Origin of the sequence: Paenibacillus sp. FSL H8-0280 (assembly GCF_045040665.1) — a bacterium.
GTDB lineage: Bacteria > Bacillota > Bacilli > Paenibacillales > Paenibacillaceae > Paenibacillus > Paenibacillus xylanexedens_A.
In genome coordinates this window covers 3,273,490-3,297,023 of the sequence record NZ_CP150296.1, presented here as the reverse complement: position 1 = coordinate 3,297,023, position 23,534 = coordinate 3,273,490, and the positions used below count along the sequence as shown (strand labels likewise).

Here is a 23,534-nt window from a genome sequence, read left to right as displayed (position 1 = left end):
ATTTAAAACTCAAAAAAAGCCGCGATTTCCGCGACTTTTTGTTGTACAGTTTTTTATAATCTATTAATTTGCTCTGGTTGTCAATACAATCTCGAACTTCGAACCAGCTTCACCCGCGAATACAATAGTTCCGTTCTCAGGCAACACAATTTCGTTTTGTCCACTGACCACTGTATGATTAATGCCTATGCCAGCTTGGTTATATACAGCAAATGCGCTGTTTGCAGACATCTTGACCGTCATTTCTTTACCTGCAGCTGATGCTGGAATCGAATACCATGTGGCATGACCATTCGCTTGAATGGTTGTTTTTGATTGTTTCCCCGCATAGATCGGTTTTATAATATCTTGAGCAGCATAAACGTTGCCTCCAGCTGTAACGTATTCCACGCCATTTTCCTCATAGAAATTAAACTCCATCGTGTCACGGCCCGCCAATCCAGGAATTTGCAATTGGTTCACAGCTTGGTTAGCTCCGATAATTTTGTTGGTGTAGATATAACCAGGCAGCTCGTTAAAAGTATGAATGGGAATCATCGGCATGGCTGTGTTGTACAGTGTTGATGTGTATTTTTCATTGACTAACACATACGCTTTGCCTTCTCGCTTCTGCCATGCGGCCTTTACTTCTTCCGACAATTCATTGGTTTCAAGCTTTTCTGCTTTATATTCCGAGGAAGCAACTTGTCCAAGCCCAGGAACAGACTGATACGAGCGAGACCACAAGTATGTGTTCCCATTGACTTCCTGAACGAACTTCAGCTTTTCCGTAGCCGCATCATTAACAAATGATCCATCAGCGGTGTACGTATAGGTCTGATCAGAACTGTTAGGAGACGACAGATTAGATAGCGTTAATTGCCCGTCATCTTTTACGTCCAGCTTCATTAACATGTTTGCCCCACCCGCGTACATGCCTGTGTGCTGTGTAAGTTCCTTCGGCATGGTTGTTTTCACCGGTGCATCATGTGACTTCTCCGGTTTACGCTCTGGAATGATATTCTTCTCCTCAAGCGCACTAAGCAACAGCTCAGTTGCCAGCAATTGATCCGTTGAGCTATGACCACCCGAAGAGGTTACGGCAGCAGCCATATTATACTCCGGTAACACAATCAAGGAGGAATGATAGGTGATTGTATTGCCACCTTTGCTTACTGCCTGGATGCCGTAATCATTAAAAGGAAACAGGTTCACGCTGTCCCAGCCCAGGCCGTAACCAATGGACGAATCGCCTTCTTCTGGCCACATGCCTCTCTTGTATTCTTCTTGCTCCATGGCCTCTACGGATTCCTCCGAAAGAACACCTTCAACCTCACCTGTAAAGATTTTCGAGAACTGAACCAGATCTTCAGCGGTGGAATAGATGCCTCCCGAGGCAATCATATTCGTAGTCTCTAATGGAAGTTGCTCCTCATGCGAAGGGGCATATGTTGCTGCCATCTGGCTAAAGTCCACAATATCCTGCGGTGTTTTGGTATGCTCCATACCAAGAGGTTCGGTTATGTACCGGTGCATGAAAGTTGTGAAGTCCATGCCACTGACACGCTCAACCAGAATTTCAGCTAATGTAAAACCATCATTACTATACACGGAGTATGCGCCAGGGTCGGCCTTCAGATGTTGCGTCGCCAATTGTTCCAGTAACGTATCATGTGCATAGGTATCATTATCTCCAAACAGTATTGCACTGTTACTTGACGTTCCGAGAAGTCCGGATGAATGATTCAGTAACATGCGTGGTGTAATCTGTTGGTAACGCTTGTCTTTCATTTTAAAGTCTGGAATATACTTCACGACAGGCTCATCGAGATCGATCTTGCCTTCATCAACAAGCTTCATTACGGCAGTGGTGAGCACCATTTTGCTGGTTGAACCAATGCCATACATGGTATCTGAAGAAAGCGGGATGTTGTTTTTCAGATCATTGTTGCCTGCCTGACCGGAGATCACAATCTCACCCTCATCCATCAGTGCGTACTGCACACTTGTCGTAGCGTATGATTCAGTGAGTACCTTGGCCTTTGCACTTACTGCCTTTTTAGTTAGATCATACGTAGGGTTATTACCGTTACTGGTAGCGGGTGTGGCCATGGCCGACATTGGGGACATCATTGCAAACACCAAGGTTATGGCGGCGATAGAAGTTCGTTTCTTTCGTGTCAATCTCATCTTCTCCTGTCTAGTCTATGGATTAGGAATCTCTGTGTTCGTACTCCCGTAGTGTAACCGAAGAAGATGAACTGTCTGTGGCTTGAATATGAATCGAGTATGAACCAAGCAGGACCAACCCAAATAGGTTGGACACACAGTAAAAATCCCTCTAGTCCAGCTTTGTTTTGTTTGCAAATTAAACTTTTGCTATAATGGTATATCAATCAATGGAGTGCCAGTAAGATGGCTAAGTACATAAATAAATGCAATCCATAATTCAGCATGAGTAATGGAGTTGAAGCAATGCTAAAAGTTAATCGGAATGACCAACGCCCGATCTGGCAGCAACTTTTGGATCAAGCGATTCATAATATCACAACCGGGAAATGGCAACCAGGAGAATTGCTACTTCCCTCACGTGAACTTGCTCAATTAATTGGTGTTTCACGCTCAACCATACAGATTGTGTACGAGGAATTATTCAGTCGAGGGTATACGGTAACCTCCCGACGAGCCGGGACAAGAGTTAGTGATTGGACATATGCACCTCGTTCATCAGAAGACGTCACGATGCAAGGGCCTATACCGCCCGAATTGCCTACACTAAACGAATCGATTGGTCATCTGCATAGTTGGTTTGGCAATAGAGACAATCGCAAAATAGAAATTGATTTTAATCCCCACGAGCCTTATCTGGATGAAAGTTTCACAAAAGCCTGGAGGCAATCCTTTTTACAAGCTTCCACTGAACCCAATCTGGATATATGGGCTTATGGTGATGCCAGAGGGTTACTGGCGTTAAGAGAACAGATTCAGCGTTATTTGTCACTTGAACGAGGCATTCATATCGATGTTGATCAAATCTTGTTAACCTCAGGTGCACAACATAGCATTGATTTAATTGCCCAGGCACTCTTAAGTGAGGGAGACAGAGTTTCCGTAGAAGATCCCGGCTTCCCAGCCGCTTGGATGGCGATGAAATACCGCCGGATGCAAGTCGATCCCGTTCCAGTCGATGAGTATGGATTATGTGTAGATCATATTCACCCACAGACGAAACTCGTATTTGTCACACCTTCTCATCAATGCGCCGTTGGTGTTATTATGTCGGAGCCACGCAGGCAACAATTGATGCACTTGGCAGCTCATCATCGATATTGGATTGTTGAGGATGATTACGATAGCGAATTTAGGTACCGTGGAGATCCGCTTCCGACTATATTCAGTCAGCAACCTCAGAATACGCTTTATATGATGAGTTTTTCCAAAATGGTTGCACCAGGCATTCGACTATCCGCTATCATCGGCCCCAAAATAGCTATCGATCGCCTTACTCAAGTTCATGAATTAACCTATCGTCATCTGCCGATTATGGAACAATTAACGCTAACTCATTTTATTGAACGTGGTCATTTCATGCGCCATATGAGAAGAGTTCGGAACATATATCGACGCAGACATGAAGTCATGACCAAAGCCATTGTTGCTTCCGGGCTAGGCTCACGATTTACATTAAGTGGTGTGGAAACGGGATTACATATGCTTCTAGAATCTGAAACGTCATTTGACGAAGAAGCGCTGACAAATGCTGCCCTTGATCAAGGTGTACGCGTGTATCCGCTTAGTAGATATTGCTTGGAGAGTCATCGAAAAGGATGGATATTAGGTTTTGCGAAAGTGGATGAGGAGCAGATTGAGGAAGGCATACATCGGCTTGCAAAGATTGTATTATGATGGAGAATATGCTCTCCAATCGGATTCGAAAGGATGTTTTTTGTAATGAAAATTTTAGTGTTAGGAGCCACCGGACGGGTTGGAAGTCATTTCGTCTCTAATGCCCTACGTTCCAATCATCATGTAACTGCACTGGTTAGAAGCCCGGAAAAGGTACAAATCAACGATGACAATTTCGTTCTGCATCAAGGAAACGCTTTAGTCAAAGAGGATATTCATCACGCCATACAGGGTGTAGATCTCGTTGTTAGTTCCTTAAGTACCGATGGAACGACTACATTATCGCAATCCATGGGACATATTGTTGAGGCTATGGCTCAGGAGCGTATCAAAAGAATCATTACCATTGGTACAGCAGGAATATTGGAAAGTCGAGCGGATCCTGGCTTGCTTCGTTTTCAATCCCCTGAGTCCAAACGTAAGTCCACGCGAGCAGCTGAAGAGCATCTGGAGATGTACAACATTCTCAAAGCTTCAGAGTTAGAATGGACCATTGTGTGTCCTACCTACTTATTTGATGGAGAATCTCTCGGTAAATACCGGGTTGAGCGCGACTATTTGCCTGACGGTGGAACTTCTATATCTGTAATCGATACTGCGGAGTTTGCTTATCAGCAATTAATGTCTGATGAGTATGTACAGTCTCGTGTAGGTATCTCCTACTAGGGCGTCTCCTAAATCTCAATTAAGGTATATCTCTTCGTTCAAAAAAGTAAGTTTCAATATAAACACGCAAATTACGAGCCTGCAATTGTTATCCATTAGGAACAATTGCAGGCTCTATTAGTGTCTGCTGTTGAGCTATTTAAGAAATTGCGAAGTGATTTCACGGACATTTCCTAATATCTTTTTTTTCACATCCGAGTTCTTTGGATTTTTAAAAGCAAGCCCTATCAGCTGAGCAATTTCTTTCATTTCCCTGGCTCCAAGCCCTCTTGAAGTCATAGCCGGAGTTCCAAAACGAATACCGCTCGTAACCAAAGGACTTGCCGTATCGTGAGGGATTGCATTTTTATTCGCCGTAATCCCTACTTCATCCAGTAAAGCTTCGGCTTCTTTGCCTGTAAGGCCCATAGTTCGTAAGTCAACCAACACGATATGATTATCTGTTCCTCCCGATACTAGGGTGAGTCCTTCATTTATTAAAGTTTCTGCCAATACGTTGGCGTTATTCAGTACACCTTCAATATATGTTGTGAACTCGGATTGCAATGCCTCACCTAATGCCACCGCTTTCCCCGCGATAACGTGCATGAATGGCCCACCCTGGGTTCCCGGGAATACAGCTTTGTCGATCGCCTTTGCCCAGGACTCCCGGCACAAAATGGCTCCCCCTCGTGGTCCTCGTAAGGTCTTGTGTGTGGTGGTTGAAACAAAATGGGCATGTGGTACCGGGTTAGGATGCAAACCTGCCGCAACAATTCCTGCTATATGCGCCATATCTACAAAGAAAAGAGCTCCCACTTCGGCGGCAATCTGGGCAAATAATTCAAACTCAATGGTCCGCGGGTATGCACTTCCACCTGCAACAATCATGCGTGGACGATACTTATAAGCAAGTTTACGTACTTCGTCAAAGTCAATGCGGCCCGTCTGTGCATCGACACCATATGGAACAAAATTATAAAACCTACCTGAAAAATTAACAGTACTTCCGTGTGTTAGATGACCACCCTGGGATAGATTCATGCCAAGTATTGTCTCACCAATCTCAACCGAGGCAAAATATACTGCCATGTTGGCCTGAGAACCGGAGTGAGGCTGCACATTCGCATGTTCAGCGCCAAAAAGTGCTTTAAGGCGGCTATTTGCTATCTCTTCGACTGTATCGACATGCTCACATCCGCCATAATATCTTCTACCCGGGTACCCCTCCGCATATTTATTGGTCAATACCGAACCTGTTGCTTCCATCACAGCTTGACTTACAAAATTCTCTGATGCAATCAGTTCTATCGTATCCCGCTGCCTTCCAAGCTCTTGCTGGACAGCATTTCCTATTACTTTATCTTGCTTCTCCAAATGTTTCATGAACATCTTCCTCTCAATATTACGGTTATTTATTCATTCCAAGTTGTTTTTTGGGAAATTTACTATTCATCAGTAGATGTGCCATCATTCCTGCAAACAGTCCCCAAAATGCACCACCGACACCAAGCAAAGTCACATTCGCTGCTGTCGCCAAAAACGTAATCAATGCAGTTTCACGTCCCTTAGGGTCCGTTAATGCATTGGCAAGACTGCCACCGATCGTTCCAAGTAAGGCTAATCCCGCTAATGTTGCAATAAAGGTAGCAGGAAGAATCAAAAACAGAGCAGCCAATGTTACGCCAAAAATGCCGACAAAAATATAAAAAACACCACAAGCAATACCTGCAATATAACGTTTGGTTGAATCCTCATGTGCATCCTTTCCTGTACAAATCGCTGCTGTAATAGCTGCCACATTAAAAGCATGTGATCCGAATGGGGCTGCAAGAAGCGAACCCAAACCTGTTACAGCCAAAATGGGATTGGCACTTGTCTTGAATCCATCATTACGCAGAACAAGCATTCCGGGCATATACTGCCCTGTCAAGGTAATAATGAACAGCGGTAGCGCAACGCCAAGTAAAGCATTTAACGAAAATGCTGGAACAACAAATACAGGCGATGCTACAGCCAATTGGATTGTACTGAAGTCTGTTTTCCCCATGCATATCAAATAAATCAAACCAATTGCCAATATGCCAACAATGGCGTAACGGGAAGTAAACCTTCTTAGCACGATATAGCCTGCAAACAGTACAATCACAAGCAAAGGATCTACCTTCGCCCCTCCAAAGGCCGAAATACCAAACTGTAGTAAAATGCCAGCTAATAATCCGGAAGCGATGCCCGGGGGAATAAGTCGAACGAAACGTTCAAACATGCCTGACAAACCTAAAATAATAAATCCGACTGCCGAAATCATGTAAGCGCCAATAGCTTCTGGATAAGGGGTTACTGCTAATGCTGAAACGAGAAACGCCACACCCGGTGTCGACCAGGCTGTAATAATCGGTTCCTTGTATCGATAACTGAGCCATATCCCCGTTACTCCTACCCCAATCGAGATGGACCAAATCCAGGAAGTGGTCATTTCCGGGCTTAAACCAGCGACTTTTGCAGCTTGAAAAACAAGGATAAACGTACCCCCGTAATTAACAATTACGGATATTAAAGCGGCGATCACCGGAGATATCAAATCACGGCCGCGTAACGAAGGGGATGCTGTCTTCATATTTAACACTACCTCTCACTTAATCATCGATGCGTGTGTTTTCATTCCAGTAATACTCGTCCGGTAAATAGCGTTGACCAAATACACTTGTCCCTACACGTATCATTGTAGCTCCTTCTTCAATGGCGACTTGGAAGTCACCAGACATACCCATCGATAAAATATCCATTTCTACGCGTGGAATATTTTTCTCTTTAATCTGTGTACGGATCTGGTTTAACAGTCGAAAACAATGTCGTGTTTCTTCGTTCGTTACATTCAGTTTCCCAATGGTCATTAAACCTTTCACGTTTAATGTCTCGAATTGAGACAACTGTTCTACAAGCTCGACGGCTGTTTCTGGAGAGGCACCAAATTTACTTTCTTCGTAGGACGTGTTAATTTGCACAAGAATGTCTAAAGTCTTATTCTCTTTGACAAGCTGGTTATGTAACGCCTGACCCAGTTTCAGACGATCTACGGAATGGATGAGCGTAACATATTTAACTACGTCCTTTACTTTATTTGTTTGCAGATGTCCGATAAAATGCCATTCCACCTGCTTGCTTTGTTCCATGAGTGGGAATTTGTCTCGGAGTTCTTGAGCTTTGTTTTCTCCAAACAGGACCTCGCCTGCTTGAATAGCTATTTGTAATTTCTCTAGCGGTACCGTTTTGGTCGCGAGCAACAACTTGATGTCCTCTATGTTGCGACCTGAAGCCTGGCAGGCCAATGCCATTTGCTGTCTTACAGCTTGAAGATTTTCTTCTACTAGCTGTTTCATGTCAGCCACCTTCTTTCTATTCCAAACAGGAATGAATCAATGAGATTAGCTCCTCCTTATGTATTGTGAAGACTGTGTGGAACGTCTTGCTAGTATAGCAACGCATGGACTGGATATAAATATCCAAAAATGCTATTTTGGAGCAGTCCAAAACGACAAAGTGGACATTAATTCAATTGGGGCAGCTTTAATATGCTTTTAAAAGTCAATAATCTGATTGATGTGATGCCCGCACGCTTCTTCCAAAATCAGGACCACCCGTCCAACGGGTGGTTTGCTCTGGGGGTATAACCCCCTGTTGCCAAACTGCGCCTAAAGACGCTAGCCTGACAGCAGGGCTGTTCAGGCTCAGTGTTGTTTGTCACTTTCACTCACCAGTTAAACTGGTTTTACTTCTTTTTGCTCCGATTACTGCTGAATGGATCTTCGTATTCTTTTACACTCAGCTTATCTAACGCTTGATCATGTGCTTCTTGTTCACGAATATATTTTCTTACCGTTGCTTCATTTAGACCCACTGTACTCACATAGTACCCTTCTGCCCAAAACTTTCGATTGCCGTATTTATACTTGAGCTGGGCATGCTTCTCGAATATCATTAGCGAACTTTTTCCCTTTAGATATCCCATGAACGTGGAGACAGCTATTTTCGGTGGAATCGCTACCAACATATGAACATGATCGGGCATCATATGACCTTCTATAATTTCTACTCCCTTGTACTTACATAGACGTCTAAAAATTTCGATTAAGTCTTTTCTCACTTGATTATAGATTTCTTTCCGTCTATACTTCGGGGTGAATACAATGTGGTATTTGCACATCCACTTTGTGTGAGCTAGGCTATAGCTCTTGTTTGCCATCTAAGACCATTCCTTTCTTTGAGCCTGAACATCTCAATTTTATCGGAATGGTCTTAGTGGTCAAACCCTCGATTCCTCCACCCGCATAGCGGGTGGTTTTTTGTTTCGCGCGTTACACGCACTCAACTGGCTAAAGCCATAATGAAAAAAGCCGCTAATTTAGCGGCTTGGTTTAGTCCTATGTTCATGTCCAAAACGAAGATACATGTTTTATGATGATTTACTCATTCACATTTTCCTTCGTTACCAGCTTCAATTCAGCGGGAATCGATGACTCCACCTGCTTGCCACTGAGCACATCCAGAGCTGCTTGCAGCGCCAGTTGACCAATCAGTATAGGCTGCTGAGCGACTGTTGCCGTCAATTTCCCATCCTGAATGGATTTGATTGCATCATCATTACCATCGAATCCGATGACTGGAATGTCTTTACCTGAGCTTTGAATCGCTTCAATTGCACCAAGTGCCATCTCGTCATTATGGGCAAATACCGCTTGTACGTCTGGATTACCCTGTAGCAAGTTCTCCATGACATTTAATCCTTTGGACCGATCGAAATCAGCAGATTGTTTGGAAACCACATCAAGTTGCTTGTCAGCCACTTCATGGAAACCTTTACCCCGTTCTCTTGTTGCGGAAGCACCAGGCACACCCTCAAGTTCAATGACTTTTGCTCCTTCACCCAGTTGTTCCACAAAATATTCAGCTGCCATGCGTCCACCTTTAACGTTATCAGATGCCACTAGTGCCGCCACTTCGCCTTTATCTGCGGAGCGATCCAGCGTGATCACAGGAATGCCCACACTATTAGCGGATTGAACCGCTGTGGAGATCGCTGCAGAGTCCGCAGGGTTAATTAGCAGTGCACTAACGCCTTGCTGAATGAGATCATCAACATCATTGGTTTGTTTTGCCGAATCGTTCTGCGCATCAACCACGATGACCTGTATTCCCTGTTTTTTGGCTTCAGCCATTACCCCGTCCTTCAGTGATACAAAGAATGGATTGTTCAGTGTAGATATCGACAAACCTATTTTCTTCTGTCCGTTACTTTTGTTTGGGTTAGGTTTCGCCCATTCCGGTGGCTCCAGAGAGCACCCGGCCAGAACGATGATCATCAGCATACTTATGAGTGTTATAGTCCACTTTTTCATATTCGCTTCTCTCCTTATGCTGTTTTCTTGCGGTCCAGCAGGACGGCAATGGCAATGACGATACCTTTTACAACCATTTGATAAAATGAGTTTACTTCAAGCAAGTTCAATCCATTATTCAACACGCCGATAATCAGAACACCGATCAGTGTACCAACGATGCGTCCACGTCCTCCAGCAAGGCTTGTACCACCCAATACAACTGCTGCGATCGCATCCAGCTCGTAGGATGTACCTGCGGTTGGTTGCGCTGAATTCAAACGAGATGTCAGAATTGCACCTGCCAGAGCAGCGAGCATACCTGTCAGGGAGTAGATCATAATTTTCACGCGATTAACTTTGATACCCGAGATAATGGAAGCTTTCTCATTACCGCCGATGGCATACGTTTTGCGGCCAAAAGCCGTTTTATGCAAAACAATCCACAGAATCATGAAGGTAATCAGCATCGTAATTGCAGGTACCGGAATGCCCAGCAGGTAACCGCGGCCAAACAGTTGGAACAACAGGTTATCCCCGAGCCCTGTAATTGGATTACCATTGGTGTACACCAACGTCAGTCCTCTGAATATCGTCATGGTTGCCAATGTAGCGATAAACGGAGCCATTTTACCTTTGGTAATCATCAGTCCGTTCACCATACCCATGACACCACCGAGTGCTACACCAATAATGATGGACAAGATCGGATCGAGACCAGACAACATCATATTTGCTACAAAAGCACTGGATAAAGCCAGGATTGAGCCGACCGACAGATCAATTCCACCCGTCAGGATAACAAACGTCATACCAAAGGCAATCAGCGCATTAATCGAGACTTGACGCAATAAATTCAAGATATTAAGCGGTTCCAAGAAACTTGGATTCAACACCGATACGATGAGAATAAGAATGATTAAGCCAAGCAGCGGTCCCAATTTTTGTATCACGTTTGAGAAACGGAAGCCGCTTTTAGCCGTTTTGTTTTCCTGCATTGTTGTCATATCACTGTCCCCCTGTGGCCAATGTCATAATGTGTTCTTGTGTTGCTACTTCCCTTGCAACCTCGCCACTGATGTGTCCTTCATGCACAACCGCGATCCGGTCACTCATGCCAAGCACTTCAGGTAGCTCCGACGATACCATGATGATTGCAACGCCGCGGTCAGTCAGTTCATTCATCAATTCATAGATTTCGCGCTTCGCCCCGACATCCACTCCGCGGGTAGGTTCATCCAGGATAAGCACGCTTGGTCCGATACCAACCCATTTCGCGATAACCACCTTCTGCTGGTTACCCCCGGATAGATTCCTTGCCGCCGTCTCGGAGGATTGCGTTTTGATCTGAAGACGTTTGATCAGTGTATCTACGAAGTCTTGTTCTTTCGAAGTTGAGATGAAACCTTTGCTTGAGAAACTGAACAGATTTGGCAACGCCATATTCTCGCGAATAGAGAAGTCTAGTACCAGCCCCTCATCCTTGCGGTCTTCTGTAATAAACCCGATTCCATATTTCACTGCATCTGCCGGTTTACGAATGTTCGCTTTTTTGCCGCGGATGAAGATTTCACCGCTATCCAACGTATCCAAACCAAAGATGGTTCTCATGATCTCTGTTCGTCCAGAACCCATGAGTCCTGAGAAACCGAGTATTTCCCCCGCTCTCACAGTGAAGTTAATATTCTCGAATAGACCTTTGCTGCTTGCATTCCTTACTTCGAGGACAACTTCTCCATAAGAAGGATTACGGACAGGATAACGCTCGGTAAGTTCACGACCTACCATTTTCCGCACCACTTCATCAAAGCTTGTCTGCGGAATAGCCTGTGTGTCTACCGTTCTTCCGTCACGCATGATGGTAATCCGGTCACAGATCGTGAATATCTCCTCCATTCGGTGAGAAATATAGACGATGGATACGCCTTCCTTCTTCAGCGAGCTGATTACACCAAACAGCTTCTGGATCTCACGCTCCGTAAGTGCTGCTGTTGGCTCGTCCATAATGATGACCTTGGCATCTGTCATTAGCGCTTTGGCGATCTCGATCATCTGTTGCTGCCCGACAGAGCACTCTCCCGCAGGTCGTTCCAGTGGTATGTCTACGGAAAGCTTGGCGAACTGTTCTTTGGCAAGCGTTTTCATTTGTCTTGTGTTGAGCAACCCGAAGGAAGATGTCAATTCCTTACCGATGAAGAGATTATCCAGCACCGTCATTTCAGGCCATACATTCAGCTCCTGATGTATGAATGTGATACCCAGTTTCTCGGCTTCCTTCGGACTTGCAAAATAGTTTTCTTCTCCGTCTATGCTGATGGTTCCCTGATCACGCTGATGAAGACCAATCAGAATATTCATCAGCGTGGATTTGCCGGCTCCATTCTCCCCCATCAGGGCATGAACTTCACCATCCTTTAGTTCAAAATCCACTCCGCTCAGCACCTGATTCGTTCCAAACGCTTTATGAATGTCTTGCATCTGTATGTGCATTACGCAACCTCCTTTTAACCGAAATGGACTCCCGATTGTAAAATGCAATTGGCATAAGGTGTGGCTTCACCTGTACGGATGACCGCCTTCACCTGCCGGGTTAATGCTTTGAATTGTTCATGGCTGACGGAAGCTTCGATTGCTTCTACCCCGAATTTTTCTGTGATGAATTGCATAGCTACGGGATTGCCTTCGCAAATCTCTTCAGCCACAATGACTTTCTCAATGACCATATCTTCAGCGATCGCTTCCACCACTTCGCGAAAACTTGGTGTTCCCAGTTTGAGGGCCAGATCGATTTTGAGTACCCCGTCCGGTACTGGCAGACCTGCATCCGCAATCGCAATCATGTCCGTATGGCCCAGATCAGACAGAATCTTGGAAATGTGACTATTCAACATGCCATTTCTTTTCATTACAAGCTCTCCTCTACTTCATCACGCGTTGGCATGCCGCCCTGCGCACCGAACTTGGTAACGGACAACGATGCAGCCCGATTGGCGAAGCGTATACTCTCTTGCAACGCTTTTCCTTCAGCCAAAGCAACTGCAAATGCGGCATTGAACGTATCCCCTGCCCCAGTAGTATCGACAGCCTCAACTTTATAAGTTGGGACTAGAATTTCTTCAGTGCCATCAAAGTAACGTACACCTTTACTGCCCTCCGTGATGAACAACTTGTTTGGATACTGACGTAATGCCTGTGCCGGACTCATGCCCTGAAACAAAATCTCAGCTTCATGCTCGTTCGGCGTGATATATGCGGCATTGTCGATCACTTCTTGCGGCAATGTTCTCGCCGGAGCGGGATTAAGCAGTAGCGGTGTTCCGAATTCTGCACACAATGCACTCACATGCACAACCGTTTCCTCCGGAATTTCCTGCTGAATTAATACGATATCTGCATCGCGGATCACTTCAGCTGCTTCATCGACATATGCAGGAGTGACTTCCCGATTCGCCGCTTCAACCACTACGATACTATTATCACCTTCTGCCAGAATGATATGAGCCGTTCCACTTTCTAAATGTGTAACCGGTTTCACATTTTGCGTATTTACAGCATTTGCTCTAAAGTTCTCTAAAATATCTTTGCCAAAGGCATCTTCGCCTACCCGGCCGATCATCGCAACCTCGGCACCCAGTCGTGCAGCGGCAACAGCCTGATTGGCTCCTTTACCACCAGGAACCGTTTTGAAGCTATCGCCAAGAACGGTTTCACCCGCCCCCGGCCGTCTTGACGAAGTAACAACCAGATCCATCGAACTGCTTCCAATTACACATATTTTAGCCATCTGATCTCACCTTTCTCGTAGTGCCCCGTTCGATGAAACTTACGGGCAACTGTATGTTTTTGTTCTCTACTGCAGCTTGTTCCACAAGCTGGATAAGTAATCCCGCCGCTTCTCTTCCCATCTCGTATGCTGGCTGATGGATGGTGGACAATGCCGGCGATAACAGGCTGCTCATCGGAATATCATCGAAACCAATCACTTGTACGTCATCAGGAACCTTTCTTCCAATCCGTGATGCCTCATGCAGTACTGCCATGGCTGCGATGTCATTGCTGGCAATGACGCCGTCTGTGTCTGCGTACTTTCTGAATAATTCTTCAGCCCATACCCCTGCCTCGTTAATTGAAAATGAGGTCGTCTGGATCACCCGGTAGTCTAACCCAGCATCACGGATGATTTCAATCGCCCCTTCAAAACGATCTTGAGCGGGTCTGATCTGTGACGGTCCCTGCATAACTGTGATCCGGCGACTGCCGCGTTTGATAATCTCCCTTGCAGCTAGTCTTCCACCTTCCCTGCCATCCGCATACACGGATGGACGATCCAGTGAAGTTCTGTCCAGAAACACCACGGGAATCTTCAGTTTTTCATATATTGAAGAATGAGGGTAGTTCGTTGAAGAGATCACACCAACCACGTTGTTCTGGATAAACGTCTGGATGTAATCCTGCTCCTTCCGTTCATCCTCATCACTATTTCCAAATATCAGTCTGTAATCCTGCTCCTGCATCCGGTCCTCTACGCCGCGGGCCAACTGCGGGAAGTAAGGGTTCGTAATATCCGGCAACAACAGGCCAATCAGTTTGGATTTACGCTTATATAATGAGCGAGCCACTTCATTTGGCGAAAAGTTAAGCGCCTTCACAGCATCTTCCACTTTCTTGCGTGTGTCCGCATGAACATAACCTCTATCATTAATGACTCTGGATACGGTGGCAACAGATACGCCAGCCAGTTGAGCTACGTCTTTAATTGTTGTCATAAGTTGCTCTCCTCTATGTGTAACCGGTTACAGGCATTAAATTATCATATTATTTTCAATTTGACAAGCGTTTTCATTCTGGAAATTTCTCCAAGTATACATAAAGTGCACTGGAATCCATCTATATCATGGTTTTCTCCTCTCAGGGAGATCGATACTTCATAGACGTAAAGAGGCCATAACTTGATTAAAACTCAGAGTGATGGCACCCAGATCAACATAAGAATCAGCAATCTCGCTGACCTTAAATAGCCTTTAATTTAACAAATTAGGAGTAACATTTTCGAATAAATCAATTCATAGCTTTTATTTTACAACTTCCCGTAAACTTCATCTGTCACTGGTTCCAACCATTCCGGTGTACCCGCAGTGATCGCAATGTGTTCAAACCAACTATCTTTAGCGGCCCCATGCCAGTGTTTTACACCATCATGAGTCACAATAACATCGCCGGCTTTTAGGAATTGAGCAGGTTTTCCTTCTTCCTGATACCAACCTTCCCCACCAGTCACTAACAACAGCTGAAATCCACCGCGATGGATATGCCAGTTATTTCTGCATCCCGGTTCAAACGTTACATTCCCAACACCCACATTTACTTTGGGATCAGCAACCAAGGATTGGAGATAACTTTGCCCTATGAAATATTGCGAAAATGCTTCGTTTTTTTCTCCTACCGGGAATATCACTCCATCTTTAACTTCTTCATGTTTAGCCATTTTATTTCCTCCAATGTGATCTTCTTGATTAATGCGTCCTGCTCTTATGTTGACCTAAATATGATTACACACATACGTGCGATATCGCACATTCGTGTATAATATAAAATAATTGCACTGCCTCTGCAAGGATCAAATGATGCAGATCTGTGCCTTATGGCGCAAGGAGACAACATTTGTGCAATTACTCTCTGGAAAGAATGGTGATTACTATCGTTTCTATTACAGATCGAAGAATACTAAAGTCTCAGGAAGCGATCAAATCCGCTTTTATCAAACTCATGAACGAGAAACCTTTTGATACCATTACGATGCAAGATATCTCTGATCATGCAAATGTCGGCCGCAGAACGATATACCATCACTATTCGGACAAATTTGACTTGCTGGATAAATTAATTGAAGAACATATTGATGAACTAAGAAGATTGTGCAAAGAAGCATCCGATCTGGATTTTATAGAAAGCAATGTACTTTGGTTCGATTATTTTGAAGTTCATTATTCATTCTTCTCGGCTATGTTACTGAGTAAAGGAGCCCCTTTTTTCCGCAATCGCTTCCTGGCACTCGTCATTGAAGAACTGGAAGATGAGGTGAATGTAACGGAGGGCAAAAATAAAGGACTAACGAAAGAAGTTATTCTCACGTTCTTTGGTACAGCAATCGTTGGTATCGTGGAATCCTATTTCACGAATGGATTACCCCGGCAACCTCACATTGTCGCAGAACAAGTTGGGATCTTATTAGAAAGAAATCTATAACCAAGGCTCCTCATAAACCGTTCCTTCTTGATATTCTTACCACCTGGGGAGCGGTTTATTAATTATCATTACAAACATTGGCGTTATGTGATATGGTCAGTGAAGATATTAGATTCGTACATACATATGTGCATGAAATGCGAGGAGAAGATCGAAAGTGATAGAGAGAAATACCCTTGAGAAACCAAGTAAGTTTAGTGATCCCATTTTTGTCATGCTCGTGGCAAGCCTGTGTTGCTTGTTATGGGGAAGTGCGTACCCATCCATCAAACTTGGATATATTGCATTTAACATAATTCCGGAAGATATTGCTTCCAAGTATGTATTTGCAGGATACCGGTTTACACTGGCGGGTATGCTGCTCTTGCTCCTGTCTCGTATCGTTAGAAAACAGAAGCTCCAATTAACCAAGCCTCAGTGGACAGGCCTCATCATGTTAGGTATATTGCAAACCGGTTTGCAATATATGTTTTTCTACGTTGGCGTAGCCAATACGACAGGTGTCAAAGGCTCTATTATGAACGCAACTACGACCTTTTTCAGTGTTGTTCTGGCCCATTTCATCTATAAAAACGACAAATTAAGCAGAAATAAAATCGTTGGTTGCTTGCTTGGATTCGTTGGCGTAATCATCGTAAACTTCCATACGGATCTGCTTGCTTTTTCCTTTTCATTCACAGGCGAAGGGTTCGTTATTATAGCGGCACTTGTTTTTTCCGTTACAGCCCTTTACGCAAAACGTCTCACCGCCACCATCGATGTTCTGATCATAACAGGTGTCAGCTTATTCGTCGGGGGACTGGTACTTGCGCTGTTGGGTCTATCACTCGGCGGTCGGGTTACTCATTTCACCCTGGAATCCACCAGTAACTTAATCTACCTGGCTTTGCTGTCATCTGTCGCATTTTGTCTATGGAATATGCTTCTCAAGTATAACAAGGTGGGAAGAGTGTCTGTCTACAACTTCCTAATCCCTGTGTTTGGCGCATTGTTATCAGCGTTATTCCTGGGGGAAACGATTCTGGAACTGAAAAATCTGGCCGCATTGCTGTTTGTGTCGGTCGGCATTTATTTAGTCAATCGTGTACGTTCTGTGCAAAGCTCTAATAACATTCCAATGAAATAGACTTACGCGTCCACTTCCATGGATAACAAAAAAAGCCGCTAATCAGCGGCTTTTTTTGTAAATACGTATATGAATACGTTCAGTTTTCGCTATGTTATAGCTTAATATATACTCGTAAAATCAATCAAGTCCTCTTCTTCCTCATAAGTGAATACAATGGCGTGATTACCCAATTGGTATACCATCTCATAACCAACCACGACTTCATTGTAATATTCTGAGGAAGGTTTTCCCATCCATATTTTCACATTCCGTGGTGAAAGATTCTGCTTTTCATTGTACAAATCAAAAACGGCAATACGTGATTTATTGGTAAGCTCGTGCATGTATGAATCAAATCCGACGCCGAATTTAGAATAAAAATAGTACGCTCCCCATTCCCCGTTTGAACGAGAATTGGGTTTCCCCAGCTTTTTTTGCGCATTTTGAAGCGTCATACCAATCTTGATGTCCGTCCGGCCTGGCAGCACACCCTTTAAAGCGGCTTCCTTTAGGCTTTTCAGGTAAGCGCGATCGCCAACACCCGAGTTTGGCCAAGCTTCTGAACGAAGGTTACGCGTATCTTCCAACCGTAATTCCAATTTGTTCACATTCAGCTTAAACGTATCAACTCCATAGACAAATTGAAGGTTGTTGTAATTTTTGAACTGCACTCGGGCACCTGAAAGAGTACGGATTCCATCATCTCTGCTTGCAGAGTAGGAATCGTCGATTTTTTTCCCCTTATTATCGACATATGTTACACGGCGCAATTCCCCGGAACGAACAATATACGTTTTCACCTCATTAAAATTAGAAGTTCCCCAATCGGTGATCATCAGCATGTCTGGTGTACTAGCCTCTTTGCTTTTCACAACGAAATTCCAGGTTTGAGGCAAAATAATCGTATTCAGATCCAGTTTAGCTGCCTGAACAGTTCCGTATGCTGCACCTTTTTTCAGCAAGGCTGCACGATACGTGCCTGAATAACTCTTGTCGCCTATTTTATTGTTGGTCCAGCCATTTTCTTCGGTCAGCGTTCTCTTCTGTTCATCATAAGCGAAAATATAAACGGTGTAAGCCGTTTGTTTGGCATCACGAAGCGTAAATGAAAGCCGGCTCATACTTTCGAGCTGTTTGGCGGAGATTTGCTCTCCTTTGGCAGCGGCATTGGACGGTAGCAGAAGCAATGCGCTCAGAACATAGACTACTAAGGTAAGTAAGGCTAGAGAAGCCCATTTTGCATTGTGTTTAGGGTGTATCATCTGTGACTCTCCTTTGAATAAAAAAAATAATAATCTAACAGCTCTTTTCTAATTTTAAATCGTGCACAATCTCAACATTCAAACAGGTACTTGCTAGCGTGTAATCTTGATCAAACTATGTAATTAATTTAAGTTCATGTTCAATAAGCATATCCTCCTACTAGTACTATTTTCCTAAGAATGATAACATACCCTTTCTAATAAAGAAATAACAATCTAATGAATAGATTTCGACTCATATAACATAAAAAAGCCGCTATTTAGCGGCTCTTCAAGTAACTTCGAATACGATATGATTTATAGACAGGAGTAAACCACATTACGTAAGCGTCGTTGAACGTATGGTTCCTGACTATTCAGCAGGTGCTGTGCATACATAACTGTAAGCTCTGAATCCGGATCAATAATAGCCATACAACCAGCAGCGCCGCTCCATCCAAATTCGCCAATTGGACTCAGTGAGCCGCTTCCTGCTTTGGAGATATGTGTGCGAACACCCAGTCCATAGCCGTATCCATACATATGATCCCAGGAATAATCAGCACGAGTCATCTCGTTCAGGTGGTCCGTTCGCATCAGTTCCACTGAAGCTTGTGACAGAATGCGCACGCCTTCGGGACTCGTACCATGCCCAGTAAGCGCGTTCAGAAAACGTGCATAATCGCTAACGGTTGATAGCAACCCTGCACCGCCGCTTTCCAGCTCCGTACCCACACGGAATCCATTACCGTCCAAACGTACAGCCTTTTCAAGCTCATCATTGTAAGCATACTGTGGAATCAGGCGCTTCTGCTGCTCATCGTTCAGATTAAATGCTGTATCGTTCATGCCAAGGGGTCCAGTAATTTCGTCTCGCAGATACGTACCAAAGCGTTTGCCACTTACCACTTCCACCAACGCTCCTAGCACATCATGGCACATGCTGTAATTCCAGTGTGTCCCTGGTTCAAACAGCAGTGGTTCCTTCGCAAGCGCTCTCGCGAAGTCACGTGTTGGCAATGTTCCGTCGGTGCTTTTTACGGCTTCTTGAATGTTTGGACTACCCACGTCATACGAGAACCCGGCGGTCATGGTAAACAAATCACGTACTGTAATGGCTCTTGTCGCCTTTTCAAGTCGGATCTCCCCGTTCGCCATCGTTTTCTTTACCGTCATCTCAGCATACTCTGGCAGATAATCAGACAGTGGGTCGCTTAGCAGCATTTCACCTCTCTCAACCAGTTGCAATCCTGCCACGCAGGTCATAATTTTGGTCATGGAGTATAGATTGAAGATCGCTCCATCACCGATCGGTGTTTTCTCTTCCAGATTGGCGTATCCATTACGATAATGGAAAACGGTATCATTTCGATGCATCACCAGCACTTCTGCCCACGGTATACGCCAGGATGTAATGCGGTCGATAAATGAAGCAAGCGGTTTAAAGTCCATTTTTTCCCGTCCTTCTATGTAAAATCGTTTATCATTTTGCGATGTGGTACATGTTCACTCCCACAATCGACATATTAATAATATACGACCTTTTACAACGATTGACCACCACCTATATACTCTCCTATGTGCAATTACAATACATATCCTTTGTGCATCACACTGCTCCACACGAATAAACCGATCCATGAAAGGATCGGCTTATGTTGTACCGTTTTAGACTTCGCCGCGTCTGTTCTCAACCGATTTCATACGGTTTTGATCATCTGGTACTCGGTCAACACTGAACTCTTGACCAGCTTCAACCTCACCATGACCAGAAATATTCCGCGAAAAATTAGTGAACTGTCTTTTTTGTTCATCCAGCTCGTGTTTTTGCTTCAAAAGCTCTTGCGGGTCTTGTTTTGTCACTATGCTAACCTCCCATACATGAAATCATGCATTGTATTCGCACTATAGAAGTTTTCCATAAGAGAGCTGTACTTATGCATGAAATACCGATTCCTTTCATAATATGAGTCCATACATTCACCAAACATTATATAGAAACTGTGTGACATAAAGGAGAGAACAACAGATGAAGCGGATCCTCTTGTCCTATCCTCTTAGTGTAAATACTCCCGTTTATAAAGATAACCCTCCTGTTGAGATTCAGCAGCAGTCCAGCATAGATCAAGGAGATCTGTATAACCAATTTATCATCACATCTCTCGACCATAATGGAACTCATATTGACGGGCCTTGGCATTTCAATCCGCAAGGTCTAAAAATAAGCGAGATTCCAATAGACTACTTTATCTTTACTCATCCAACAATCCTCGATATTCCCAAAGGAGATGATGAACTTATTACAAAAGCTGACTTGGAGCCGTATGAACACCAGATCGCTGGCTCTGATCTACTGCTCATACGCACAGGTTTTGGAAATTTTCGATCATCTGACCCTGTTCGTTATAGTGATCATAACCCAGGGTTTGCAGCAGATGCTGCAAGTTACCTGATGGTTTTTGATTCATTGAGAGCAGTTGGAATGGATATGATCTCTTCTGGCTCTGTGATTCATGTGGATGAAGCTATCACTTTTCATAAGATTATGCTCGGGAAAGGTCGGGTTGATGGCAAGTTCATTCTACTTATAGAGGATATGAATTTAAACCATGATTTATCTGGAATTGAAAAGGTATATGCTGTTCCATTGTATATTGAAGGTGTTGACAGTAGCTTCAGTACAGTTTTTACGGAAGCTTGATTTTTTTTATATACATATGGTAAAACAAAAACGCGCTGGCAAGAGTATTCCTCCTGTCAGCGCGTTTTTGTATGTTAGTGAATATCTTTCTTTTTGAAATTTCCGCCTCTTACTTCAGCTACATCGTATACGACTACAAAAGCAGTTGGGTCAATTTCGTGAATGATATCTTTAATTTTACTCTCTTCCATCCGGTTAATGACACAAGTAATTTCCTTGAATTGCTCATTAGAGTAGCCACCGTAAGCCTCAGTATACGTTGCTCCACGGCCTAAGCGGTCCCGAATGGTTTCAACCATAATCTCAGGTTGATTCGTAATAATTTTAAACGTTTTGGAGCCGCTCAAGCCCTCTTCAACAATATGTATTACTTTAGAAGCAATAAAATACGCAAGTCCTGACAAGATCGCACCTTGCAGACCGAACACGGTAGAAACGACAATAAATACAAACATGTTGAGGAACAGAATGAGATCACTGGTTCCAAAAGGTACTTTTCGCGAAAGGAGTACAGCCAGCATATCTATGCCATCCAATGCGCCACCATTACGTAATGCAAGTCCCATACCAAAACCGATAATAATCCCGCCGACAACCGTAACAAGCAAGGTATCACCTTCAATGATAGTTGGTACATGGTGCATCAGACTCGTGCTGATTGCCAGTGAAGCAATACCGATGATCGAATATAACGCAAAGCTTTTTCCGATTTGCTTGTACCCGAGCCACACAAATGGAATGTTAATAATCCCGATGAGCATCCCCAGTGGTAATCCGAACAGCTGTGATCCTACGATACTCAGACCTGTGACACCACCATCTGAGACATTATTCGGGATCAATATGGCTTCGAGGCCATATGCCGTTATAAATCCCCCAATGATAATCAATAATACTTTGGAGAGAATCTTTAACTTGTTTGACTTTTGTTTTCTGTTTTGATGCATTGCATTTCCCCCTTGATGAACAACCGATAAAAAACAGTCTATAATAAAAATCACTGTTTTGGCAATAGATCGTCATTTGTGTGTGTTAGTTCATTGTCCGATGAGCGTTCGATACGACGAAATTTTATGCTCAAGCATCTCATCAGCTGTGTTAAGTATGTGCATCTGTTTTTGAATCGACTCTTTATGCTCCTCCAGCAGCTTTAAACGATCCGCCGCCGTATGCTCACCTTCCTGAAACAAGGAGGCATATTTTTTAATAATAGCAATGGGCATTTGAGTCTCTTTTAATTTGATCACAAATTGTAGCCACTTCAGGTGTGACTCGTTGTATCGCCTGTCTCCACTGGCATCTCGGAAAGGAGTTATAATCTGTTCCTTCTCATAATAACGCAACGTATGTGCACTGATATGGAGTAATTCTGCCACTTCACCTATGGTATGCATGGTTAACCTCCCCTCCATTTTCCCGCTTGACTTAGAGTAAGCTCTAATCAGTATAATCAACTCGTGGTCACATCACAATAAAAAATGAAATCAGATCCAGGAGGAATTCCCATGAAATATACAGTGATTACCGGTGCCAGTTCAGGCATTGGATATGAAGCGGCTTTAGCTTTTGCAGCTCGTGGCAAAAATATGATCCTGGCTGCACGCAGAACCGATGAATTGGACAAATTAAAAGCAAAAGTAGCTGAAATCAATCCAGATCTGGATGTTGTCATTCGTATAGTGGATCTGTCTATTGCCGCTAATGTGCATGAATTCTATGAAAGTCTTCAGGCTTATTCCATTGAGACTTGGATCAACAACGCCGGATTCGGGAATTTCGCTTCCGTTGGCGAACAACACCTGCCAAAGATTGAGCAGATGCTTCATCTTAATATAGAAGCTCTTACGATTCTTTCTTCCCTGTATGTACGTGATTATGCAAATGTTGATGGCACACAGATCATTAATATCTCCTCTGGTGGTGGATATACGATTGTAGCCGATGCAGTAACCTACTGCGCAACCAAGTTCTATGTTAGTGCCTTTACGGAAGGACTTGCGCAAGAGTTAAAAGGTAAGAACGCAGCGATGCAGGCCAAGGTGCTCGCTCCGGCTGCAACCGAGACGGAATTTGCGAAACATTCCTTTAATTTAGATGAGTTTGAATATGAAGGCAGGGTTCCCAAGTTCCATACGGCGGAACAAATGGCTGGATTTTTGCTGGGGTTGTATGACAGTGAGAGTGTAGTGGGCATTGTGGATGGGTTAACATATGACTTTGAACTAAGAGAACCCATCTTTCCATACGCTGCGAGAGCAGCCTCGAAACCACAACATTAACCCGAAAACTGAAGTCGAAGCTAAGTCGGCTCAATACCAGTAAACATTCATCTA

At 44.0% G+C, this 23,534-nt stretch carries 23 protein-coding genes; 6 read left to right on the top strand and 17 right to left on the bottom strand.

Translation table 11 applies throughout. From position 1 onward, the window contains the following. Positions 1-63: 63 nt before the first annotated feature. Entirely contained in the window at positions 64-2,169 is a 2,106-nt protein-coding gene (locus tag MHI12_RS14695) for a serine hydrolase domain-containing protein (RefSeq protein WP_405172801.1), read from the bottom strand. Positions 2,170-2,454: 285 nt separating this feature from the next. Here MHI12_RS14695 and MHI12_RS14690 point away from each other — a divergent pair, with 285 nt between their 5' ends. Together MHI12_RS14690 and MHI12_RS14685 are read left to right on the top strand one after the other, a co-directional pair. After that, complete coding sequence (locus MHI12_RS14690; RefSeq protein ID WP_405172800.1) at positions 2,455-3,885, top strand: PLP-dependent aminotransferase family protein; 1,431 nt, start codon at positions 2,455-2,457, stop codon at positions 3,883-3,885. 45 nt (positions 3,886-3,930) lie between these two features. Next, complete coding sequence (locus MHI12_RS14685) at positions 3,931-4,551, top strand: SDR family oxidoreductase (protein WP_341007424.1); 621 nt, start codon at positions 3,931-3,933, stop codon at positions 4,549-4,551. 135 nt (positions 4,552-4,686) lie between these two features. Here MHI12_RS14685 and glyA read toward each other — a convergent pair whose 3' ends face one another. The 11 genes from glyA to MHI12_RS14630 all read right to left on the bottom strand — a co-directional run bounded on the left by glyA (position 4,687) and on the right by MHI12_RS14630 (position 15,390). Beyond that, positions 4,687-5,916, bottom strand: a complete 1,230-nt coding sequence (glyA, locus tag MHI12_RS14680) for a serine hydroxymethyltransferase (RefSeq protein ID WP_405172799.1) — start codon at positions 5,914-5,916, stop codon at positions 4,687-4,689. A gap of 25 nt (positions 5,917-5,941) precedes the next feature. Continuing rightward, complete coding sequence (locus tag MHI12_RS14675; RefSeq protein WP_405172798.1) at positions 5,942-7,147, bottom strand: benzoate/H(+) symporter BenE family transporter; 1,206 nt, start codon at positions 7,145-7,147, stop codon at positions 5,942-5,944. A gap of 19 nt (positions 7,148-7,166) precedes the next feature. Then, positions 7,167-7,910, bottom strand: coding sequence for a YggS family pyridoxal phosphate-dependent enzyme (locus MHI12_RS14670; protein ID WP_405172797.1), 744 nt, complete (start codon positions 7,908-7,910; stop codon positions 7,167-7,169). A gap of 389 nt (positions 7,911-8,299) precedes the next feature. Then, the gene (gene tnpA / locus MHI12_RS14665) at positions 8,300-8,773 is read right to left on the bottom strand and encodes an IS200/IS605 family transposase (protein WP_307536646.1); all 474 of its coding nucleotides are present in this window, start codon (positions 8,771-8,773) and stop codon (positions 8,300-8,302) included. Positions 8,774-8,993: 220 nt separating this feature from the next. After that, positions 8,994-9,926 (bottom strand): ribose ABC transporter substrate-binding protein RbsB, encoded by a 933-nt coding sequence (gene rbsB, locus MHI12_RS14660; RefSeq protein WP_405172796.1) that lies wholly within the window; start codon positions 9,924-9,926, stop codon positions 8,994-8,996. A gap of 14 nt (positions 9,927-9,940) precedes the next feature. After that, entirely contained in the window at positions 9,941-10,903 is a 963-nt protein-coding gene (locus tag MHI12_RS14655) for an ABC transporter permease subunit (RefSeq protein ID WP_370511443.1), read from the bottom strand. A 10-nt stretch (positions 10,904-10,913) separates the two neighbouring features. Further along, positions 10,914-12,395: a sugar ABC transporter ATP-binding protein gene (locus MHI12_RS14650; RefSeq protein WP_405172795.1), complete on the bottom strand. Its 1,482-nt coding sequence runs from the start codon at positions 12,393-12,395 to the stop codon at positions 10,914-10,916. A gap of 14 nt (positions 12,396-12,409) precedes the next feature. After that, positions 12,410-12,811: a D-ribose pyranase gene (gene rbsD / locus MHI12_RS14645; RefSeq protein WP_341007418.1), complete on the bottom strand. Its 402-nt coding sequence runs from the start codon at positions 12,809-12,811 to the stop codon at positions 12,410-12,412. Beyond that, positions 12,811-13,689, bottom strand: coding sequence for a ribokinase (rbsK, locus tag MHI12_RS14640; protein ID WP_341007417.1), 879 nt, complete (start codon positions 13,687-13,689; stop codon positions 12,811-12,813). Before rbsK ends, rbsD begins: the two co-directional genes overlap by 1 nt. Further along, positions 13,682-14,671 (bottom strand): LacI family DNA-binding transcriptional regulator, encoded by a 990-nt coding sequence (locus MHI12_RS14635; protein ID WP_341007416.1) that lies wholly within the window; start codon positions 14,669-14,671, stop codon positions 13,682-13,684. Before MHI12_RS14635 ends, rbsK begins: the two co-directional genes overlap by 8 nt. A gap of 311 nt (positions 14,672-14,982) precedes the next feature. Then, positions 14,983-15,390: a cupin domain-containing protein gene (locus MHI12_RS14630; RefSeq protein ID WP_315935369.1), complete on the bottom strand. Its 408-nt coding sequence runs from the start codon at positions 15,388-15,390 to the stop codon at positions 14,983-14,985. A gap of 200 nt (positions 15,391-15,590) precedes the next feature. Between MHI12_RS14630 and MHI12_RS14625 the strand changes: the two genes are divergently transcribed. Further along, a complete protein-coding gene (locus tag MHI12_RS14625; RefSeq protein ID WP_100526221.1) occupies positions 15,591-16,151 on the top strand; it encodes a TetR/AcrR family transcriptional regulator in 561 nt (186 codons plus the stop codon). 157 nt (positions 16,152-16,308) lie between these two features. Then, positions 16,309-17,277 (top strand): DMT family transporter, encoded by a 969-nt coding sequence (locus MHI12_RS14620; protein ID WP_405172794.1) that lies wholly within the window; start codon positions 16,309-16,311, stop codon positions 17,275-17,277. A gap of 101 nt (positions 17,278-17,378) precedes the next feature. Here the strand turns inward: MHI12_RS14620 and MHI12_RS14615 are convergent, their stop codons facing one another. From MHI12_RS14615 to MHI12_RS14605, 3 genes are all read right to left on the bottom strand, one after another. After that, entirely contained in the window at positions 17,379-18,521 is a 1,143-nt protein-coding gene (locus MHI12_RS14615; RefSeq protein WP_405172793.1) for a DUF4309 domain-containing protein, read from the bottom strand. A gap of 297 nt (positions 18,522-18,818) precedes the next feature. After that, the gene (locus tag MHI12_RS14610) at positions 18,819-19,952 is read right to left on the bottom strand and encodes a serine hydrolase domain-containing protein (protein ID WP_405172792.1); all 1,134 of its coding nucleotides are present in this window, start codon (positions 19,950-19,952) and stop codon (positions 18,819-18,821) included. A 216-nt stretch (positions 19,953-20,168) separates the two neighbouring features. Next, positions 20,169-20,363 carry a hypothetical protein gene (locus MHI12_RS14605; RefSeq protein ID WP_017688524.1) on the bottom strand — a complete coding sequence of 65 codons (195 nt, stop codon included), beginning with the start codon at positions 20,361-20,363 and terminating at the stop codon, positions 20,169-20,171. 166 nt (positions 20,364-20,529) lie between these two features. Here MHI12_RS14605 and MHI12_RS14600 point away from each other — a divergent pair, with 166 nt between their 5' ends. Further along, positions 20,530-21,201, top strand: coding sequence for a cyclase family protein (locus tag MHI12_RS14600; RefSeq protein WP_340967634.1), 672 nt, complete (start codon positions 20,530-20,532; stop codon positions 21,199-21,201). A 74-nt stretch (positions 21,202-21,275) separates the two neighbouring features. Here MHI12_RS14600 and MHI12_RS14595 read toward each other — a convergent pair whose 3' ends face one another. After that, on the bottom strand, positions 21,276-22,148 hold the full coding sequence (locus MHI12_RS14595; RefSeq protein WP_036670902.1) for a YitT family protein: 873 nt from the start codon (positions 22,146-22,148) through the stop codon (positions 21,276-21,278). A gap of 90 nt (positions 22,149-22,238) precedes the next feature. Next, positions 22,239-22,595 (bottom strand): MerR family transcriptional regulator, encoded by a 357-nt coding sequence (locus MHI12_RS14590; RefSeq protein WP_338594670.1) that lies wholly within the window; start codon positions 22,593-22,595, stop codon positions 22,239-22,241. A gap of 111 nt (positions 22,596-22,706) precedes the next feature. Here MHI12_RS14590 and MHI12_RS14585 point away from each other — a divergent pair, with 111 nt between their 5' ends. Further along, positions 22,707-23,480: an SDR family NAD(P)-dependent oxidoreductase gene (locus MHI12_RS14585; RefSeq protein WP_405172791.1), complete on the top strand. Its 774-nt coding sequence runs from the start codon at positions 22,707-22,709 to the stop codon at positions 23,478-23,480. Positions 23,481-23,534: the final 54 nt, after the last annotated feature.

Bases quoted from the DNA above. Each gene is read 5' to 3' on its own strand.
- MHI12_RS14595 (WP_036670902.1), bottom strand. From the start codon at position 22,148: ATGCATCAAAACAGAAAACAAAAGTCAAACAAGTTAAAGATTCTCTCC.
- MHI12_RS14670 (WP_405172797.1), bottom strand. From the start codon at position 7,910: ATGAAACAGCTAGTAGAAGAAAATCTTCAAGCTGTAAGACAGCAAATG.
- rbsD (WP_341007418.1), bottom strand. From the start codon at position 12,811: ATGAAAAGAAATGGCATGTTGAATAGTCACATTTCCAAGATTCTGTCT.
- MHI12_RS14630 (WP_315935369.1), bottom strand. From the start codon at position 15,390: ATGGCTAAACATGAAGAAGTTAAAGATGGAGTGATATTCCCGGTAGGA.
- MHI12_RS14600 (WP_340967634.1), top strand. From the start codon at position 20,530: ATGAAGCGGATCCTCTTGTCCTATCCTCTTAGTGTAAATACTCCCGTT.
- MHI12_RS14685 (WP_341007424.1), top strand. From the start codon at position 3,931: ATGAAAATTTTAGTGTTAGGAGCCACCGGACGGGTTGGAAGTCATTTC.
- MHI12_RS14695 (WP_405172801.1), bottom strand. From the start codon at position 2,169: ATGAGATTGACACGAAAGAAACGAACTTCTATCGCCGCCATAACCTTG.
- MHI12_RS14675 (WP_405172798.1), bottom strand. From the start codon at position 7,147: ATGAAGACAGCATCCCCTTCGTTACGCGGCCGTGATTTGATATCTCCG.
- rbsK (WP_341007417.1), bottom strand. From the start codon at position 13,689: ATGGCTAAAATATGTGTAATTGGAAGCAGTTCGATGGATCTGGTTGTT.
- MHI12_RS14635 (WP_341007416.1), bottom strand. From the start codon at position 14,671: ATGACAACAATTAAAGACGTAGCTCAACTGGCTGGCGTATCTGTTGCC.
- MHI12_RS14610 (WP_405172792.1), bottom strand. From the start codon at position 19,952: ATGGACTTTAAACCGCTTGCTTCATTTATCGACCGCATTACATCCTGG.
- MHI12_RS14585 (WP_405172791.1), top strand. From the start codon at position 22,707: ATGAAATATACAGTGATTACCGGTGCCAGTTCAGGCATTGGATATGAA.
- glyA (WP_405172799.1), bottom strand. From the start codon at position 5,916: ATGAAACATTTGGAGAAGCAAGATAAAGTAATAGGAAATGCTGTCCAG.
- MHI12_RS14625 (WP_100526221.1), top strand. From the start codon at position 15,591: ATGGTGATTACTATCGTTTCTATTACAGATCGAAGAATACTAAAGTCT.
- tnpA (WP_307536646.1), bottom strand. From the start codon at position 8,773: ATGGCAAACAAGAGCTATAGCCTAGCTCACACAAAGTGGATGTGCAAA.
- rbsB (WP_405172796.1), bottom strand. From the start codon at position 9,926: ATGAAAAAGTGGACTATAACACTCATAAGTATGCTGATGATCATCGTT.
- MHI12_RS14650 (WP_405172795.1), bottom strand. From the start codon at position 12,395: ATGCACATACAGATGCAAGACATTCATAAAGCGTTTGGAACGAATCAG.
- MHI12_RS14590 (WP_338594670.1), bottom strand. From the start codon at position 22,595: ATGCATACCATAGGTGAAGTGGCAGAATTACTCCATATCAGTGCACAT.
- MHI12_RS14690 (WP_405172800.1), top strand. From the start codon at position 2,455: ATGCTAAAAGTTAATCGGAATGACCAACGCCCGATCTGGCAGCAACTT.
- MHI12_RS14615 (WP_405172793.1), bottom strand. From the start codon at position 18,521: ATGATACACCCTAAACACAATGCAAAATGGGCTTCTCTAGCCTTACTT.
- MHI12_RS14655 (WP_370511443.1), bottom strand. From the start codon at position 10,903: ATGCAGGAAAACAAAACGGCTAAAAGCGGCTTCCGTTTCTCAAACGTG.